15 protein-coding genes are annotated in these 14,671 nt (G+C 71.1%); 8 read left to right on the top strand and 7 right to left on the bottom strand.

The features are described 5' to 3' along the window. On the bottom strand, positions 1–1,426 hold a 1,426-nt coding region (locus E2C05_RS20400), incomplete at its 3' end, for a recombinase family protein (protein WP_133221499.1). Positions 1,427–1,886: 460 nt separating this feature from the next. On the opposite strand from E2C05_RS20400, the gene tnpB reads away from it, so the two are divergent. Both tnpB and tnpC read left to right on the top strand, forming a co-directional pair. Continuing rightward, positions 1,887–2,108, top strand: a complete 222-nt coding sequence (tnpB, locus tag E2C05_RS20395) for an IS66 family insertion sequence element accessory protein TnpB (RefSeq protein ID WP_133221498.1) — start codon at positions 1,887–1,889, stop codon at positions 2,106–2,108. Between the two features lie 88 nt (positions 2,109–2,196). After that, positions 2,197–3,741: an IS66 family transposase gene (tnpC, locus tag E2C05_RS20390; RefSeq protein WP_133221502.1), complete on the top strand. Its 1,545-nt coding sequence runs from the start codon at positions 2,197–2,199 to the stop codon at positions 3,739–3,741. A 309-nt stretch (positions 3,742–4,050) separates the two neighbouring features. Here the strand turns inward: tnpC and E2C05_RS20385 are convergent, their stop codons facing one another. Continuing rightward, positions 4,051–4,275, bottom strand: a complete 225-nt coding sequence (locus E2C05_RS20385; protein WP_133221497.1) for a hypothetical protein — start codon at positions 4,273–4,275, stop codon at positions 4,051–4,053. Between the two features lie 214 nt (positions 4,276–4,489). Next, a complete protein-coding gene (locus E2C05_RS20380) occupies positions 4,490–7,237 on the bottom strand; it encodes an acyltransferase family protein (RefSeq protein ID WP_133221496.1) in 2,748 nt (915 codons plus the stop codon). Positions 7,238–7,439: 202 nt separating this feature from the next. On the opposite strand from E2C05_RS20380, the gene E2C05_RS20375 reads away from it, so the two are divergent. Both E2C05_RS20375 and E2C05_RS33215 read left to right on the top strand, forming a co-directional pair. After that, positions 7,440–7,961, top strand: a complete 522-nt coding sequence (locus E2C05_RS20375; protein WP_133221495.1) for a hypothetical protein — start codon at positions 7,440–7,442, stop codon at positions 7,959–7,961. Positions 7,962–8,054: 93 nt separating this feature from the next. After that, complete coding sequence (locus E2C05_RS33215; RefSeq protein WP_158292259.1) at positions 8,055–8,213, top strand: hypothetical protein; 159 nt, start codon at positions 8,055–8,057, stop codon at positions 8,211–8,213. Positions 8,214–8,760: 547 nt separating this feature from the next. On the opposite strand, the gene E2C05_RS20370 is transcribed toward E2C05_RS33215, so the two are convergent. Then, complete coding sequence (locus E2C05_RS20370) at positions 8,761–9,354, bottom strand: ester cyclase (RefSeq protein ID WP_200305896.1); 594 nt, start codon at positions 9,352–9,354, stop codon at positions 8,761–8,763. Between the two features lie 126 nt (positions 9,355–9,480). On the opposite strand from E2C05_RS20370, the gene E2C05_RS20365 reads away from it, so the two are divergent. The 3 genes from E2C05_RS20365 to E2C05_RS35460 all read left to right on the top strand — a co-directional run bounded on the left by E2C05_RS20365 (position 9,481) and on the right by E2C05_RS35460 (position 11,230). Beyond that, positions 9,481–10,077 carry a TetR/AcrR family transcriptional regulator gene (locus tag E2C05_RS20365; RefSeq protein WP_133221494.1) on the top strand — a complete coding sequence of 199 codons (597 nt, stop codon included), beginning with the start codon at positions 9,481–9,483 and terminating at the stop codon, positions 10,075–10,077. A gap of 271 nt (positions 10,078–10,348) precedes the next feature. After that, positions 10,349–10,696 carry a hypothetical protein gene (locus E2C05_RS20360; protein ID WP_158292258.1) on the top strand — a complete coding sequence of 116 codons (348 nt, stop codon included), beginning with the start codon at positions 10,349–10,351 and terminating at the stop codon, positions 10,694–10,696. A 24-nt stretch (positions 10,697–10,720) separates the two neighbouring features. Beyond that, positions 10,721–11,230, top strand: coding sequence for a DUF1826 domain-containing protein (locus E2C05_RS35460; protein ID WP_133221492.1), 510 nt, complete (start codon positions 10,721–10,723; stop codon positions 11,228–11,230). Here E2C05_RS35460 and E2C05_RS20350 read toward each other — a convergent pair. Further along, positions 11,227–12,177 carry a tyrosine-type recombinase/integrase gene (locus E2C05_RS20350; protein ID WP_158292256.1) on the bottom strand — a complete coding sequence of 317 codons (951 nt, stop codon included), beginning with the start codon at positions 12,175–12,177 and terminating at the stop codon, positions 11,227–11,229. The genes E2C05_RS35460 and E2C05_RS20350 overlap by 4 nt on opposite strands. Before the next feature lie 572 nt (positions 12,178–12,749). Here E2C05_RS20350 and E2C05_RS33205 point away from each other — a divergent pair. Continuing rightward, on the top strand, positions 12,750–13,268 hold the full coding sequence (locus E2C05_RS33205; RefSeq protein ID WP_158292255.1) for a Spy/CpxP family protein refolding chaperone: 519 nt from the start codon (positions 12,750–12,752) through the stop codon (positions 13,266–13,268). Between the two features lie 163 nt (positions 13,269–13,431). Here the strand turns inward: E2C05_RS33205 and pdxA are convergent, their stop codons facing one another. Together pdxA and E2C05_RS20335 are read right to left on the bottom strand one after the other, a co-directional pair. Continuing rightward, complete coding sequence (gene pdxA / locus E2C05_RS20340) at positions 13,432–14,439, bottom strand: 4-hydroxythreonine-4-phosphate dehydrogenase PdxA (RefSeq protein ID WP_133221490.1); 1,008 nt, start codon at positions 14,437–14,439, stop codon at positions 13,432–13,434. After that, the coding region (locus E2C05_RS20335; RefSeq protein WP_275670511.1) for a nucleotide-binding domain containing protein at positions 14,436–14,671 on the bottom strand (236 nt) is incomplete at its 5' end. The genes E2C05_RS20335 and pdxA, both read right to left, overlap by 4 nt.

The raw sequence follows: 14,671 nt of genomic DNA, 5'->3' as shown, positions 1-14,671 counted from the left end.
GTGATGCTGCCGCGGCACGTGCGGCGGCGATCCGCCGTTCGAGCGCGCTCACCTTCTCCAGCGCCGTATTCCACCGCGCCTCCAACTCCCGCGCGACATGCCGCTTGGCCGGATCCACGAGTTCGTGCCGGCGCGCGGCGAGCGAGGCTTCGTAGCATGCCGCCTCCAGGTCGCGCTCGAGCGCCTTGGCCAGCGCATCGTCCGTGGCCGACGCCTTTTCCGCCGCCAGCAACGCGGCCTCGACGGCCTGTCCTGACACCGCTTCAAGCATGAGGGCGGTGACCGCCTGGTCGACGCGCACACCACCGATCCCGATGCAGAGGCCAGCCCCGACATGCGCATCATCACCACGGCACTGGTAGCGATGCGCGTGGCCGGATTGAACCCCGTAGAATACCCGCATCATCCGACCGCAACGGCCACAGCGAACGAGACCGGTCAGCAGTGCTCGTCCGCCGCGAGCTGCCTTGCGTGAGGCACGCTTCTGCATGTGGGCATTCTCGCCAAACATGCGCTGGTTCTCCTCGAACTCGGCCCAGCTGATGTAGCCCTCATGGTTGTCGCGGATCAGGGCACCCCATTCCGCCATCGGGCGATCGTGGCCGCTGGTCTTGCGGGCACGACCATTCTCCACGCGGATGCGGTTGCCGCGCCGTGCGAAGGCATAGGCGCCGGCGTAAATCGGGTTGTGCAGGATCTGTACGACCGTGTGGTAGGCTGGCGCCCGCCAGGTTATCCGGCAGACCGCGACATTGCGCTGCACCACGGGCAGCGTGATGCCCGCGTTGCGGGCCCAGAGGAACAACTGCCGCGCGCTGCCGAGCTCCCGGTACTTCGCGAAGACCATCCGGATTGCGCCAGCGACCCGCTCGTCCGGGTCGATCTCGATGCGCCCATCCTCGCTCCAGCAGTAGCCAGGGGGCAGGGTGAACTGCAGCGCACCGCGCCGGGCCTTGCCGTCACGCGCCTCAATGCCACGCTGCCGCAGCAGGCTGAGTTCGTATTCGCTCATCGTGCCTTTCAGCCCCAGCAGGAGCCGATCGTTGACGAGGCGAGGATCGTAAACTCCGTCAGGGTCGATCACCAGCGTCGCGGCAAGGGCGCAGAGATCAACCAAGTGGTGCCAGTCCCGCCCGTTGCGCGCAAGGCGCGAGGCCTCGATGCAGAACACCGCGCCGACCTCCCCTGCGCAGACCGCCGTCACGAGCCGTTGGAACCCCGGGCGCTCAGCAGCACCCGATCCCGAGCGGCCGAGATCCTCATCGATGACGATAACGGACGCAAAGCCAGCGGCGCGCGCCTGGTCCGCCAGCGCATACTGCCTGCGCTTGCTCTCCGTGTTGCCCAGCACCTGCGACATGGTCGATTGGCGGACGTAGACAACGGCACTGCGAGCGAGGTGGTCAGCGGTTATCTTGCCGCTCATCGCCGCCTCCTTGCGTCTCCGGCGCCCGACCCAGGGCTGCCAGCAGCAGGTCGGCCAGGGCCGGCAACGCCTCTGCCGGAACTGGTACGGGTAGGGGCCGCAGCCTTGGACCCAGATCGAGCGACAGCTGAGTTCTTGATGGTGGGCGACTCGGCATCGGTGGCCTCCTCCACGGGAAGGGGCCGCGACGATGCGAGGCTGCGCTGTCCATCTGCCGTCACCTTGAGGAGCGCAGCCAAGCTCGCAAGGGCGCCGACCGCCACGCAGGGCGGGCCGAGTTCGGCCATCCCGATGCAAGCGGCCGCATCGCACATCCAGGTCGGCACGACGCGGCTCCGCCCCGGCTGCTCCTCCAGCCAGTACAGATCGAGCCCATCCTTCGTGAACCGCTGAACAATGGGCAGCTGACGCCCATGCAGCGGATGCCACGGATACTCGATCCGCACCGCCGCATTTCGATATGCCGAATGGAAGTCGTTGTGGCGACCTGCTGAAGGCGCTGTGGTGGGACGGCCAGGGCCTGGTGCTGCTGGCCAAGCGGCTCGAGAAGGGCCGCTTTCTCTGGCCGACGATCGCGCGCGAGGGGGTCGTGACGCTGACGGCGGCGCAGCTGGCGATGCTGCTGGAGGGGCTGGACTGGCGCACGCCGACGCCGAGCTGGAAGCCCGAGATCGCGGTGTAGGCCCTTGCGCCGACGCGGCGGCGTCTGGGACGATTCCGGCGTGACGCCGCACGCCGACAGCGCACTGCCCGAAGACCCAGCCGCGCTGATGGCGATGATCGCGGCGCTGCGCGGGGAGTTGGCCGAGGAGCGCACGGCCCGCCGCATCGCGGAGCTCGGCCTGCAGGCCAAGACGCTGGAGGCGGAGCGGCTGCGGGTGCAGATCGCGCGGCTGCGGCACGAGCGGTTCGGGCGGTCGTCGGAGCGGCTGGCGGGCGAGGTCGAACAGCTGGAACTGCGGCTCGACGAGGTGCTGGCCGACATCGCCGCGTCGAGTGGCGCGGACGACGCGGAGGACGACATCGCCAGCGCAAAGGCGCCGGAGGAGAAGGCGCCGCGCCGCGGCCGCAAGCCGCTGCCGGAGGGCCTGCCGCGGCGGAATGTCGAGCACCTGCCCGCCGAGGGCTGCACCTGCCAATCCTGCGGCGGCGCGCTGCGGAAGGTCGGCGAGGACGTGACGGAGATCCTCGAGTACCGTCCCGGCCAGTTCGAGGTGGTGCGCCACGTCCGGCCCGCATTCTCCTGCCGGACCTGCGAGGCGATGACGCAGGCGCCGATGCCCTCGACCCCAATTGAGCGCGGCAGGCCGGGCCCTGGGCTGCTCGCCCATGTGATGGTTTCGAAATACTGTGACCATATCCCGCTCTACAGGCAGTCGGAGATCTACGCCCGTGACGGCCTGGACCTGCCGCGCGGCCTGCTCGCGGGCTGGGTCGGCAGGTCGGCCGCGCTGGCCGAGCCGATGGCCGCGTACATCGGCCGCCACGCCCTGGCCGGGCCGCGGGTGCACGCCGACGACACGCCGATGCCGATGCTCTCGCCGGGAAAGGGCAGGACGCAGGCGGCGCGGTTCTGGGCCTATCTCCGCGACGATCGACCATTCGGCGGGACCGACCCGCCCGCGGTGTTCTACGAGTTCACGCCGGACCGGAAGGGCGAGCATCCACAGCGGCGCCTGCGCGACTTCCGGGGCATCCTGCAGGCCGACGCCTATGCCGGGTTCAACCCGCTCTACGAGAGCGGCCGCGTGGTCGAGGCAGCCTGCTGGACGCATGCGCGGCGCTACTTCCACGACGAGTTGCTGGCCAATGACAGCCCGATCGCGCGTGAGGCCATCGAGCGCATGCAGCCGCTGTTCGCCGTCGAGGCGGAGATCCACGGCCAGCCGCCGGAGGCGCGCCTCGCTGCCCGCCAGGCCCGCTCGGCGCCGGTGATGGCCGGTCTGCACGTCTGGCTGGAAGCGACGCTGCGGCGGGTCTCCGGCAAGTCCGACCTCGCCAAGGCCATCCGCTACACACTGGTGCAGTGGGGCGCCCTGACGACGGTGCTGCGCGACGGTCGCGCCTGCCTGCACAACAACGCCGCCGAGCGGCGCATGCGCCCCCTGGCGCTGGGACGGAAGAACTACCTGTTCGCCGGGTCGCTCGAGGGCGGCAGGCGCGCCGCAATCATCTACACCCTGGTCGGCACAGCAGAGCTCAACGGCTGGGATCCGCAGGCATATCTGCGCGTGCTCCTCGACCGCATCGCCGATTACCCGATCAACCAGATCGGTGAACTCGAGCCCTGGAACCTGCGACCCGACGACGCCTGAGCGCCGTCAGGCCGCTGACGACGTAGCCGTCAGTGAACGCTTACCCTGGCCCAGTCGGGGGCCCGAGTGATGGACGCAGCGATCCAGGCAGAGCAGGCAAGGTGCCATCAGCCTGCTGGTCCAGCGGGCTTGGCTCAGGAACCGGACGGTTGGTGCGACGCCGATTGACGCGCATGAGGGCAGAGCATGTCGGCCAGCCAAACGACCCGCTGCCAAGCGGCCTCCTCCGCCGACGTCGGCCCTGAAGCATGAGCTACGATGGCTATCGAGCGGCCCTTCGGGACGGGGCCGATGACGGCAAAGATGCCCTTACCGGCCATAGGCGAATGGACTGCGGCGGCAGCGCCACCTGACCTCTGGCTCGGCGGGCCGGCCATCGGCGAGGTGCGGCCAATGCCCGACATTGCGGTGGTAGGCGTGTCCACGCTCCTCGCATCGCGGATCGACGGGCGGCCGCTCATTCGGCATGGTCCGCACCACCACCAGGGCGATGATGAGCCAGACCAATGCGGGAAACAGGAGGATCTCCTTCATCACCTTGCCTCCGCGCACGGACTCGGCACTCGAGAAGGCACGGGAGCAATGACAGCCACCGCCCTTCTTGCGGCTGCCGAGACAGCAGCATGCTGCTTGCCAAAGTGCTTTCGGTGACCAGAATTGGCGCCCACGCATCCGACGGCTGTTGGACGTGACCGAGGCCGGGCGGGAATGACCTCGCTCGACCATCCTGCAGCCTTGCGTGCCAATCTCATGCTGGCTTCACCCACGCTCGAGGCGAGGCTCTTCGTCGGGTCAGGTGACGCCCGAGCTGGATCGTCGGCCGTTCAACGACACTGTAGAGCACGGCCGCCAGCGGCAAGCTGAGCGCCAGCGCCCCGATCACCACGGCCGCCTGCGGCCACGCCTCCGGCGCAAGGTGCAGCGCTGCGAGGAGGACCGGCACATGCACCAAGTAGAGGCTGAATGAGACTTTCCCCAGCCAGGCAAGCGGTGTCCAGGCAAGCGCCGCCTGCGCCCGCGGCGAGGCGAGGACCAGTGCGATCAGCAGCGCCGCTCCAAGCCCATTCAGCAGATCCACGATCAGCGCGAAGCCAGGCGCGATCCATCGGTAGCTGAGGAGCAGATAGCAGACTGCCCAAAGGCCGAGCCGAGTAGGTCGCGACAGCAACGCGATATGCGCCGACCACCCTGCGCCATCCCGCGCCAATACGATGCCCATCATGAAGTGCGGGACGAAGACCAGCATCGAGAGCCAGTCCGAGCCGAGAAGGCGCATCTCCGCTGCCCCGAGCGCCAGGCAGCCAAGGCTTGCGGCCATGGCCCGGCCCGGCCCGAACCGCGACAGCGCGAGCAGCAGCGGGAATACGAGCGAGATCCGCCATTCGTAGTGCAGCGACCAGAGCGGGCTGTTCAGGTCATAGGGCTGGTCGAGCAACAGCGCATGCGAGAGGACCTGCCCCATCGTCACGGGACCATCCCAGTGGCCGGTCACCCAGACGCTCCAGCCCTCCCTCTGTACGGGATCTGTCAGCATGACCAGCAGCGCGACCGGCAAGGCGACTGCGACGCATGGCAGCAGCAGACGGCATGCACGGCGGGTGACGAAGGGCAGATAGGGGTGTGATCCGCCGCGCAGGAGAGCCTGGGCCAGCACGTAGCCGCTCAGCACGAAGAACAGCAGGACCGCCTCCCGCCCGCGCCAGAGCAGGCTGGATGGTGGGATGGTCAGCAGGGCAGTCGTGAGCGGATCTTGCGAGGTGCGGAAGAACGGTACTCCCTGCCCCCCCAAGGTCTCGTGCAGCGCCGGCCACACGAGCAGGCCGTGGTAGATGACGACCGAAAGAGCGGCGATCCCGCGCAAGGAGTCCAACGCATGGACACGCGTCGCGCCGCCTTCCTGACGACCACGCGTCTCGGAGGCACTGCCTGGCTTCCGTGCCACCCAACGTCCTGCTGCGGTCCCGCGGCCTGTGTCGTCCAATCGCGCGGTGCCAGGCTCGATGGTCCACCCGGCCGCGGGCTGCGCAGCGCCTTGCCCGCGCTGCGGCACGCCAGGCAGGGCTTCGCGCGGCATGGTCGAAAGTGGCCAAGGGAAACGGCCCCGCAATGCGATCCAAGCCGTGCCACAGTAGGCGACGGCACCTGCCGCCATCGTGGTGATCAACTGCGGCCAGGGATCGAGCGCAGCGTGTTGCCGCGCCAGCAGCACGGCCAGGACCAGGGCTGCCCCTGCCAACAAAGCCGGCGCAATCCTGCGCAGCAGCCAGAGCGGCGACCGATTCAACTCGCCCAGGATGATCATCGCCAGGACGGGCGGCAGGATCAGGGAGGGAATGGCCCACACCAGCGCGGCGCCCTCCGGTGTCTGCGGCCGGAGCAGGACGAGCAGGAGCAGCGGCAGTGCCAGGGCGGCCACGGCGATCGGGAGGTCGCGTCGTGCCTTGCCGAGAGCAACGAACAGGCTGTCGGTGTCGCCATGCAGGACGGTCGGCAAAGCCGCAGCGGCCACGATCTGTGCCGCCGCCCCCATGCCTGCCCAGGATGATCCGAACAGCAGGGCGACGATCTGGGGCGCCGTCAGCGCGATGCCGAGGCAGATGGGGACACCGAGGAGCGCATGAAGTTGCGCCAGGTCACCATAGGCTTCGGCCATGCCATCCCGGTCATGCCGAAGCGCGCAGAGGCGGGGCATGCCAAGGCGCGAGACTGTCCGCCCGACGATGCCGAGACTGCCATCCACCAGCCGGAAGGCGAAATGGCAGATTGCGAGCACGCTCGGCAGGACAAGCAGGCCCAGGGCGAGGAGGAAGACGCGGTGCTTCACCGTCAGCGCGAGGACGCCGCCCAACCGCGGCACCGCGGCGGGCCGGCGATCGCGCTGCGCAGACCTGTCTTCAGGTGGCCAAGGACCCCAGCCCTGGCCTGTGCGGCCTCCGCTCCACCCGGTGGGGCCAACCCGGGCATGCAGCATCAGACCGCAGGTCACGGTCGTTGCGACAACCTGGGCAGCCACCATCGCCCAGGGTCCGTAGCCAGTTCCTGCGAGGACGAGGCCGGCCAGCATGGCGAGCGCCTGGCCGAGGAGCAGCCGCGCTGCCGGCGATCCGGATCGCGACCCCCGCGAGCAGGGGCCGGAGGCGACAGCGGAAAGTGCAGCCAGTGGCAGCAAGGGAGCGAGGGGCAGCACGAGTTCGCCGACCGCGGGGTCGCCCACTTGCCGTGCCAGGAGGGGGCTCAGAAGCGCCAATGCCGCGCCAGCCGCGAGACCCGACACGATGGAAACAGCCGCGGCGCCCCTTGCGTGGCGCCGTTCGAGGATCTTCAGCCGGCCCAGTGCATAGGAAGGCACGGCACCGGCCAATGTCTCCGCCACGAGGAAGGCCGCGATGGCCACCAAGCCGGCGCCCGCGGCGTGCGGACCGATGACGACGCCAATGGCCAGCATCGGGAATAGCGAGAAGCCGGCAGCGGCCATGCTCTCGGCCAGCACCCACATGGGGGCACGCGCCGACGGAAGCTGAATATGCACAAGAATTCCAAAGCTGGGGCAACGCCCTGGGGTGCGGCGCCGATCTCTCGGTCAACCGCATCGCATCTACGGCACGCAAGCCGACGATGTCGGCCGGTGACGCAGGGTCAGGGTGGCGTGAGGCCTGCAGCAATGGACATGCGAAGCGTTCTGCGTGACGACGTGCCGCTTGTCGAGCCGCGACGCCATGGATGGCGTAGACGTTACACGCGATGCAGGTAGGTGTGGTCGGCTCGTCGATGTCTGCTGCGAACACATGCGGTTCGAAGGCATGCGTGCTGAGGCACATCCATCGATCCTGTGTCGAATTGCGAAAGAATCGGCCTGGGATCATGCATCTGGTCGCTTCGCCGAAGCACTGGATCGCTCCCTGAATACACAGCATCGCATGGTGTCCGATGCCGCGATGACGCCGCCCTGGCGGGATCGCAGCGCCGTCGAGATGAAACCCGTTGCCGGATGGCGACGGCAGACTGGTCATTGGGTCGCCCGCACCAGAGATCAGGCTGGCGCGTCTCTGACTCTGGAATGCGACTTGACGCCCGTCATGCTGGCGGCCGCCAGGGTGGTGCCGCGGACGCATGGCCTTGCACGGGGTGTGCTGGGCGGCGTGGTGCTGAGTGGCTTGTTCTTCACGCGGAAGGTCTCGCGCTTGTTTGGCATCGCCCCAGGCATGGGATGCAGCGGGTAGCGCGCGGCCGGGCGCGTCGGCAGCGAGATCTTCTCCGCCCCCGCCGGGGCTTTCCATAGTGCCTGTGACCTCCGCGAGCCGCGCCCCCGCGTCGTGGTCGACGTCCATGCTGCGCATGTCTGCGACATCGCGAGCATCGGCGCGCTCGACCACATCCTCCGAAAACGCCGGCGCCGTTGTGTCCCGATGGCGGTCATCGGCACGGACGAGGCGAGCCAGACGTTGGTGTACGAGGTGTCGCTGCACGACTAGCCGAGAGCCGTACCGGCCAAGACCGGGCATCGACCTCTGCAGCCTGCAAAGGCTTCGGCGATGGCGCCGTCCTGCAAAGGATGGAGGCCAACCCGGCACAGGGGCAGCGTGACAGGCGCGCGGCGCCCATCGCCTTTCGTCATCCCGGTTGGCGCCTGGTTCGGCAAACCCGGTCCCGAAGGAAGCGCCACGAAGGCCGGGATGCGATCCTGGCCCAACATTCGCGGCTTGCTAGCGCCAGCGGCGAGGTAGCGGGTCTTTGCCGCTGCCTTTGTGGTGCCGTGGCCGCGTCCCTCCATCCGCTGCCGCAAGGGCCTGCTCGGGGGCGGCGTGAGTACACCTGCATTGATCACGTCCGGGACCGCGATCGGCCAGGTCGCGGGGCGCTAGGTCGCGCTGCGCGGGCGGCACGCCCTTCGCGTTCCGCGCGGCGCGCCCGGCACGGACATGGGGCGGACGCCCCAGCCATGGAGGGTGAGGGCCGTCGGGTTCGATCCTGCCGAAACGGCAGAGGTGGCCCGGCGCTACCGCCGGGCCATGCACGGCGTCAGCGGCTGACCGGACGGGCGGCGACGTCCAGGAAAGGCTGCGGCAGGCCCTGCACGCCGAGTTGGATCAGCGCGCGCGGCCAATCGAACTGGTCCCAATGTTCGTGGAGCTGCCCATCGTGCACCGACCAGACGTCGATCACGTCGAACTCGACCCGCTGCCCGCGGGCGGGGATGCCGAGGAAGGGCGCGCCGGTCAGCGTGCCCGTCCAGGTCCAGCGGGTGACGACGCGGTCGGTGGTGGCGAAGACGTCGTGCAGGATGAAGCGGCTGTCCGGCATGGACTGATAGATGACCGGGATGAAGTCGATCAGCCCCTGCCGGCCCTGCGGCACCAGGGGATTGTGCTGGATATAGCCGGTGGCGACGATGCGGTTGAGGATGCGCACACGCTCCTCCTGCGACCGCTCGTTGAGCAGCACCTCGGAGAAGGTGCGGCCGAGCCAGGTGTTGTAGGCCACGCTGCCGGGCGGGCCCGGCGGCTCGGTCATGCGCGTGGCGGCCGATGGTGGCGTGGGCATGGCGCCGCGGGTCTGGGCAAGCACGGGGGCGGCAGCCAGCAGGGCCAGCGAGACCAGGGCAGTGCGACGCATCGGGATGTCTCCGGCAGGACGGGCGCGGCGGGATGCCGGCCTGATCGCAGCCGAATTATGGACCGCTCGATCCATAATCAAGCGAAATATTGACCAATTGGTCCAGAACTCCCATTCTCGTCGTCCATGGCAGGCAGGCCGCGTGCGTTCGACCGGGAGACGGCGCTGGAGGATGCGATGCGCGCCTTCTGGGCACATGGCTATGAGCGCACCGGCTTGCCCGAGTTGCAGGCCGCGATGGGGATCGGCCGGCAAAGCCTCTACAACGCCTTCGGCGACAAGCGGGCGCTGTTCCTCGAAGCGCTGGATCACTACGGCACCACGCAGTTCCGCTGGCTGCATGAGAGGCTGGCGGCGCCGGGGTCGGGCCTCGCCAATGTCCGGGCCGTGCTCGCCACCTGGGTCGATGCGGTGACCGCGCGGGACTTCCGCGGCTGCCTCGTCTGCAACGCGACCGTCGAGTTCGGCCGGGACCGCGAGGTCACCGCCATCACCGAGCGCCACAACGCCGCGATCGAGGCCTCCTTCCTCGCGGCGCTGCGCCGTGCGCAGGCGGCGGGCGAGCTTCGCCCGTCGACCGACGTCGCGGCGCTGGCGCAGTTCCTCGCCACTCTCGGCCAGGGCCTGGCGCTGCAGGGCCGCGGGGGCCTCTCGCGCGCGAAGGCGGCCGCGATCGTCGGCGTGGCGGACGGCCTGCTGGACGCGGCGGCGGCCGGCCGCTGAGCCGCAGGGCGGGCGGAGGCATGTTCGCCCCCCCCCGTCGAAACGGCCGCATCCCGGGCGGCGCACGCTCAGCCAGCCGCTCCCAGGGTCACAGGGAGACGCTGCAGGAAGCCCGGAGAGCCTTCCCCCGTGACGATCCCCGCCCCGCATGGATGCTGGCGCCTGGCCCTGCCGGTTGTCGCCAGCCTTAGCCTCACCTGCAGCCCCTTCGGCCCCCCTTCGCTTCGCCCAGACGTCGCTCGCAACCGAAGCCGACCGGGTAGCCGGCGGCATGACCCGACCACAAGCGGCGCTCCACGCCGCGCTGCCTGCCTGGATGCCCGCCGCATTCGCCCTCGGCGTGCTGGGCGGCGGCGCCGGCTGCGTGCTGCTGCTGCGCCGGCGTGTCGCGGTGCAGGTTCTTGCCGCTTCGCTGGCCGGCTATGTCCTGCTGTTCGCGGGCGATGCGACGGAAGGCGTCTTCGCCGCCTTCGGCGCAGGCCAATTCGCCACCCTCACCTGCGTGGTGGCGATCGCCGCCGGCCTCATCGCCCTGGCGCGTCATGTGGAACGCCTGGGGCTGCTCCGCGGCATGCTTGCCGATCCTGCTGGCACTCGCGCCCACACCACGCGGCCCTGACCGCAGGCGAAAGGACGGCTCCTCATGCAGCACGGGTGCCTGCTCGACCAGGCCTCAGTCGGCTCTCCCAGGCCGGGCCGCAACATGCCGAGTGGGCCGCGGTGGCCAGCGGTCAGGCCCGCGTGGCGCCGTGCCTGCGTCCCTGGCCGGTGCAGGCCGGGCGGGCCGTTGGTGGGTGTGATCACGCTATCCCGGACCCGGCAGCCGGCACGGGCTGCCGCGATGTCGAAGGCCGGATCCCGCGCGGCCCCCGCCGACGCGCACACCGCCGCGCAAGCCGATGGATCCCGAAGGCCGCCCGGTGACCATGACGGATCTGGGACCGGATGGCGCCGCTCACGGGCGGCCAGGCCGTCGGGCGCGGCACCGGCCTGCCCATCCGCACGCCTCGCCATAGGCGCCGTCGCGTTCCTTCGGGGCGATCGCGTCCCGGGCAATGCCGGTTCCGGCTGCATCCACCGCTCGCCGCCGGCCGGCCCGGGCGACGGCGCGCGGCTGCGCTGCTGGCCCTGTGTTGCGGATCGGAAGCGCTAAAGCCCGACCAGCCCGGCCGGGCTCTCGCCGACGAGCTTGGCGCGGCGGACATAGCCGCGCATGGTGCGGATGTCGCGGTGGCGGCTATGCTCCATGATGGCCTCGTCCCGCGCGCCGGCCTTGTAGGCCTCCGTGATGAAGCCCGCCCGCAGCCCGTGCATCGACAGCCGCTCGAGGCCGGCGGCCTTGATACCGGCCAGCGCCAGCCGCCGCGCCAGGATCTTCGGCAGCGCATAGGGATGCAGCGCGGTGGTCTCCAGGTTGCCCCAGCGGTCGATCTTGCGGAACACCGGCCCGTAGCGGCAGTCGCTGGCCTGCAGCCAGGCTTCCAGCACGCGCACCGGGCAGGTCTCCGGCTTGCGGCCGCGCGGGATGCCGAGCTCGGCCCCCCTGCCCTCCTGGTCGGCCTTGGCGCGCGGGATCAGCAGACGCAGGCCTTCGGGCGTGAAGGTCAGGTGCTCGCGCTGCACCGCGACCAGCTCGCTCCGCCGCAGCGCCGCGGCGAAGCCCAGCAGCAGCAGGGCGCGGTCGCGCGTGCCGGTCAGGCCATCGGCGCAGGTCGCCACCAGCTTGCGGATCTCGGCGGTGCCGATCGCCGCGGCGCGGCGCTGCGGCGTGCCGTGGCGGCGGGCGATGCCGGCCAGGGTATCGCGGATCGCCGGGTGCGAGCCCTGCCAGGGCAGCCCCGCCATGCGATGGGCGCGGCCAATGGCGGCGAGCCGGCGGCGGAGGGTCGATCCGGCATGGGTGGCGGCGAGCGTGGCGAGATAGGCGGCAACGGCGACCGGGGTGGCCGGCAGGGCGGCGACGCCCCTGCCCCGGCACCAGGCCTCGAAGCCCGCCCAGTCCGCGGCATAGGCGGCGAGGGTCGCCGGCGACAGTGCCTCCCGGGCATAGCCGGCGGCACGGGCGATCTCGGCGTCAGGCAGCAGGGCGATTTCGGACATCGGATCTTCCCGGGCACGTGCCAGGGAATGGGGCATGGATTGCGACGGATGGTCAACAGCCTCTGGAAAGGCTTTTATGGCGCAAGACGCAGATGCCCCTGGCGGATGCCGATGGCCGGCGAAGGGCCGCCCGGGCATGGGCGGGGCCCCTCGAGCCCGCACGCATGGCAGGCTGCGGCAGGGCCGCCGGCCCGATGCAAGGCTCCGGAGGACCGCGGACGCCTCGGCCTGCGCGGCCCGGCCGGCTGGACGCGGCGTGGCGCGCGTTCCGCCGCCGCCGGGCCCGCGCCTGCGCGCCCACGGGCGTGGATCGCCTCCGCCACGCTGGGACCAAGGCGCGCGCATCACGTCCATCCACCGGGGGGCGAGGCGTCCCCGCTGGAGGCGCGACACGCCGCTGCGCGCGCGACAACCCCTGGCGGGCGGATCATCGCGGCCTGCCGCGCGTCACCCCGGCATCGGCTGCCGCCGCGCTTGATGCAGCACAAGGCCGCGCCGGAAGCCTGCCGTCACTCTTCCACGCACGAAGCCGGGATCGGGCCTCTGCCCTGCCCTTGCGCGTGGGAGGGATGATGCAGCCACCTCGCAGGCCGGTCGGCCAGGCCGTCGTGCTGGCCACGTCGCTGGCCCTGATCGCGGAGATCATGGAGCGGCAGGACGATCCCGCCTGCGATGCCGCCGCCGACCTCGCGCCGGCTGGCCCCCGCGCGGTGGCGCGCCAGGTCCGCCCGGCCGCCCGGCGTGCCGCGCCGCTCCAGCCCTTCCGGCGCCTCGACGGCCAGCTGGAGATGCTGCGGCAGGACCTGGCCATCACCCCGCCGCAGCAGGCCGCGTGGGAGGGCTTCGCCGCCGCCGCCCGGGCCAATGCCGCCGCCCTGCAGGCCGCGGCGAGGCGCTCCGGCCGGACCCCACCCCCGGCGCCGGAGGCGCTGGAACGCCGCGCAAGGCTGGCCGCCGTGCAGCTGGAGGCGGCGCGCCGCCTCGCCGCCGCGATGGTCCCGCTCTACGACGCGCTGTCCGAGGCGCAGCGCCGCACCGCCGATGCGCTGCTGGCCGAGGACGCGCCGGCGCCACGGCTGCGCTGGCTGTAGCAGAGCAAGCGAGGGGCGTGGCTGCGGACCCCGGCGCCGGGTTCATCGCCATCGGAGCAGCCGCGTCGAGGGCCAGGCCCATGGCGATCACGCAGGCCGGTCCAGGGGTCGCCCGCGCCCGGCAGGGGAAGTTCGCGGGCGGCGTCCCCCTCGCCGCGCGCCGCTATGCCGCGGCGCGCCGCGTCGCCAACGTCACCGCCTGGCGCATCGCTTCCAGCATGCTGCGCTCGTCGGCCCGGCCGGTGCCGGCGATGTCGAAGGCGGTGCCATGGTCCACCGAGGTGCGGACCACCGGCAGGCCGACGGTGATGTTCACCCCTTCCTCCAGCCCCATCACCTTCACCGGGCCATGGCCCTGGTCGTGGTACATCGCCACCACCAGGTCGAAATCGCCGCGGCCCGCGCGGAAGAACAGCGTGTCGGCCGGCAGCGGCCCTTCCACCGCCCAGCCGCGGGCTTGGCAGGCTTCCACCGCAGGGACGATCTTCGTCGCCTCCTCGCCATGGCCGAACAGCCCGCCCTCCCCGGCATGCGGGTTGATGGCGCAGACGCCGATGCGCGGCGCGGCGATGCCGGCGCGCACCAGCACGGCATGGCCGCGGGCGATGGTGCGTTCCACAAGGCCCGGCTCGATCCGCGCGATCGCGTCCAGCAGGCCGATATGCGTGGTCACATGGATCACCCGCAGCCGCGGCGCGGTGAGCATCATCGAGACCTCGGGCGTACCGGTCAGCGCCGCCAGCATCTCGGTATGGCCGGGGTATCTGTGCCCGCCCATGTGCAGCGCGGCCTTGTTGAGCGGCGCGGTGCAGATCGCGTCCACCTCGCCGGCCTGGGCCAGCCGCGCGGCCTCGGCGATGTAGCGGTAGGCGGCGTCGCCGGCGGTGGCCGAAAGCTGCCCCCAGGGCAGGCCGGACGGGATCAGGCCGAGGTCGCGGCAATCCACCGTCCCCGGCTCGAAGCGCGCCTCGGCCGGGGATGCGACGCGGCGCACCGGCAGCACGGCGCCGGTGATGCGCCCCGCCTCCTCCAGCCGCCCGGCATCGCCGATGACCAGCGGCCGGCAGGTGGCGTGCAGCCCGCCATGCGCCAGGGACTTCATGATGATCTCGGGGCCGACGCCGGCGGCGTCGCCCATGGTGATGGCGATCACCGGACGTGGGTCGGTCATGGGGGCTCCTCGCGGCTGCAGGGTAGCGCGAGCAGCGCCTCGAGGCAGCGGGCCAGCGTCTCCTCCGTGCCGAAGGCGCCGGCCTTGGTGATGACGGGCAGGCCGCGCACCGGGCCGGCGCCGAGCGCGGCCGCGAGCGGCACGCCCGCCTCCACCTCCCCCGCCAGGCGCAGCGCCGGCACGCCCGCGGCGACGAGCAGGGCGCGCGCCGTCTCCCCGCCGGTGGCGACCA

It is taken from the genome of Paracraurococcus ruber, assembly GCF_004353985.1.
In the GTDB taxonomy this organism is placed as follows: domain Bacteria; phylum Pseudomonadota; class Alphaproteobacteria; order Acetobacterales; family Acetobacteraceae; genus Paracraurococcus; species Paracraurococcus ruber.
The sequence above is the reverse complement of the archived record's forward strand: the minus strand, read 5'-3'. Positions and strand labels throughout refer to the sequence as shown.

Coding starts and splice junctions, on each gene's coding strand:
- tnpB (WP_133221498.1), top strand. CDS start 1,887: ATGCCGAATGGAAGTCGTTGTGGCGACCTGCTGAAGGCGCTGTGGTGG.
- tnpC (WP_133221502.1), top strand. CDS start 2,197: ATGGCGATGATCGCGGCGCTGCGCGGGGAGTTGGCCGAGGAGCGCACG.
- E2C05_RS20385 (WP_133221497.1), bottom strand. CDS start 4,275: ATGAAGGAGATCCTCCTGTTTCCCGCATTGGTCTGGCTCATCATCGCC.
- E2C05_RS20380 (WP_133221496.1), bottom strand. CDS start 7,237: ATGTGGGTGCTGGCCGAGAGCATGGCCGCTGCCGGCTTCTCGCTATTC.
- E2C05_RS20370 (WP_200305896.1), bottom strand. CDS start 9,354: ATGCGTCGCACTGCCCTGGTCTCGCTGGCCCTGCTGGCTGCCGCCCCC.
- E2C05_RS20365 (WP_133221494.1), top strand. CDS start 9,481: ATGGCAGGCAGGCCGCGTGCGTTCGACCGGGAGACGGCGCTGGAGGAT.
- E2C05_RS20360 (WP_158292258.1), top strand. CDS start 10,349: ATGACCCGACCACAAGCGGCGCTCCACGCCGCGCTGCCTGCCTGGATG.
- E2C05_RS35460 (WP_133221492.1), top strand. CDS start 10,721: ATGCAGCACGGGTGCCTGCTCGACCAGGCCTCAGTCGGCTCTCCCAGG.
- E2C05_RS20350 (WP_158292256.1), bottom strand. CDS start 12,177: ATGTCCGAAATCGCCCTGCTGCCTGACGCCGAGATCGCCCGTGCCGCC.
- E2C05_RS33205 (WP_158292255.1), top strand. CDS start 12,750: ATGCAGCCACCTCGCAGGCCGGTCGGCCAGGCCGTCGTGCTGGCCACG.
- pdxA (WP_133221490.1), bottom strand. CDS start 14,439: ATGACCGACCCACGTCCGGTGATCGCCATCACCATGGGCGACGCCGCC.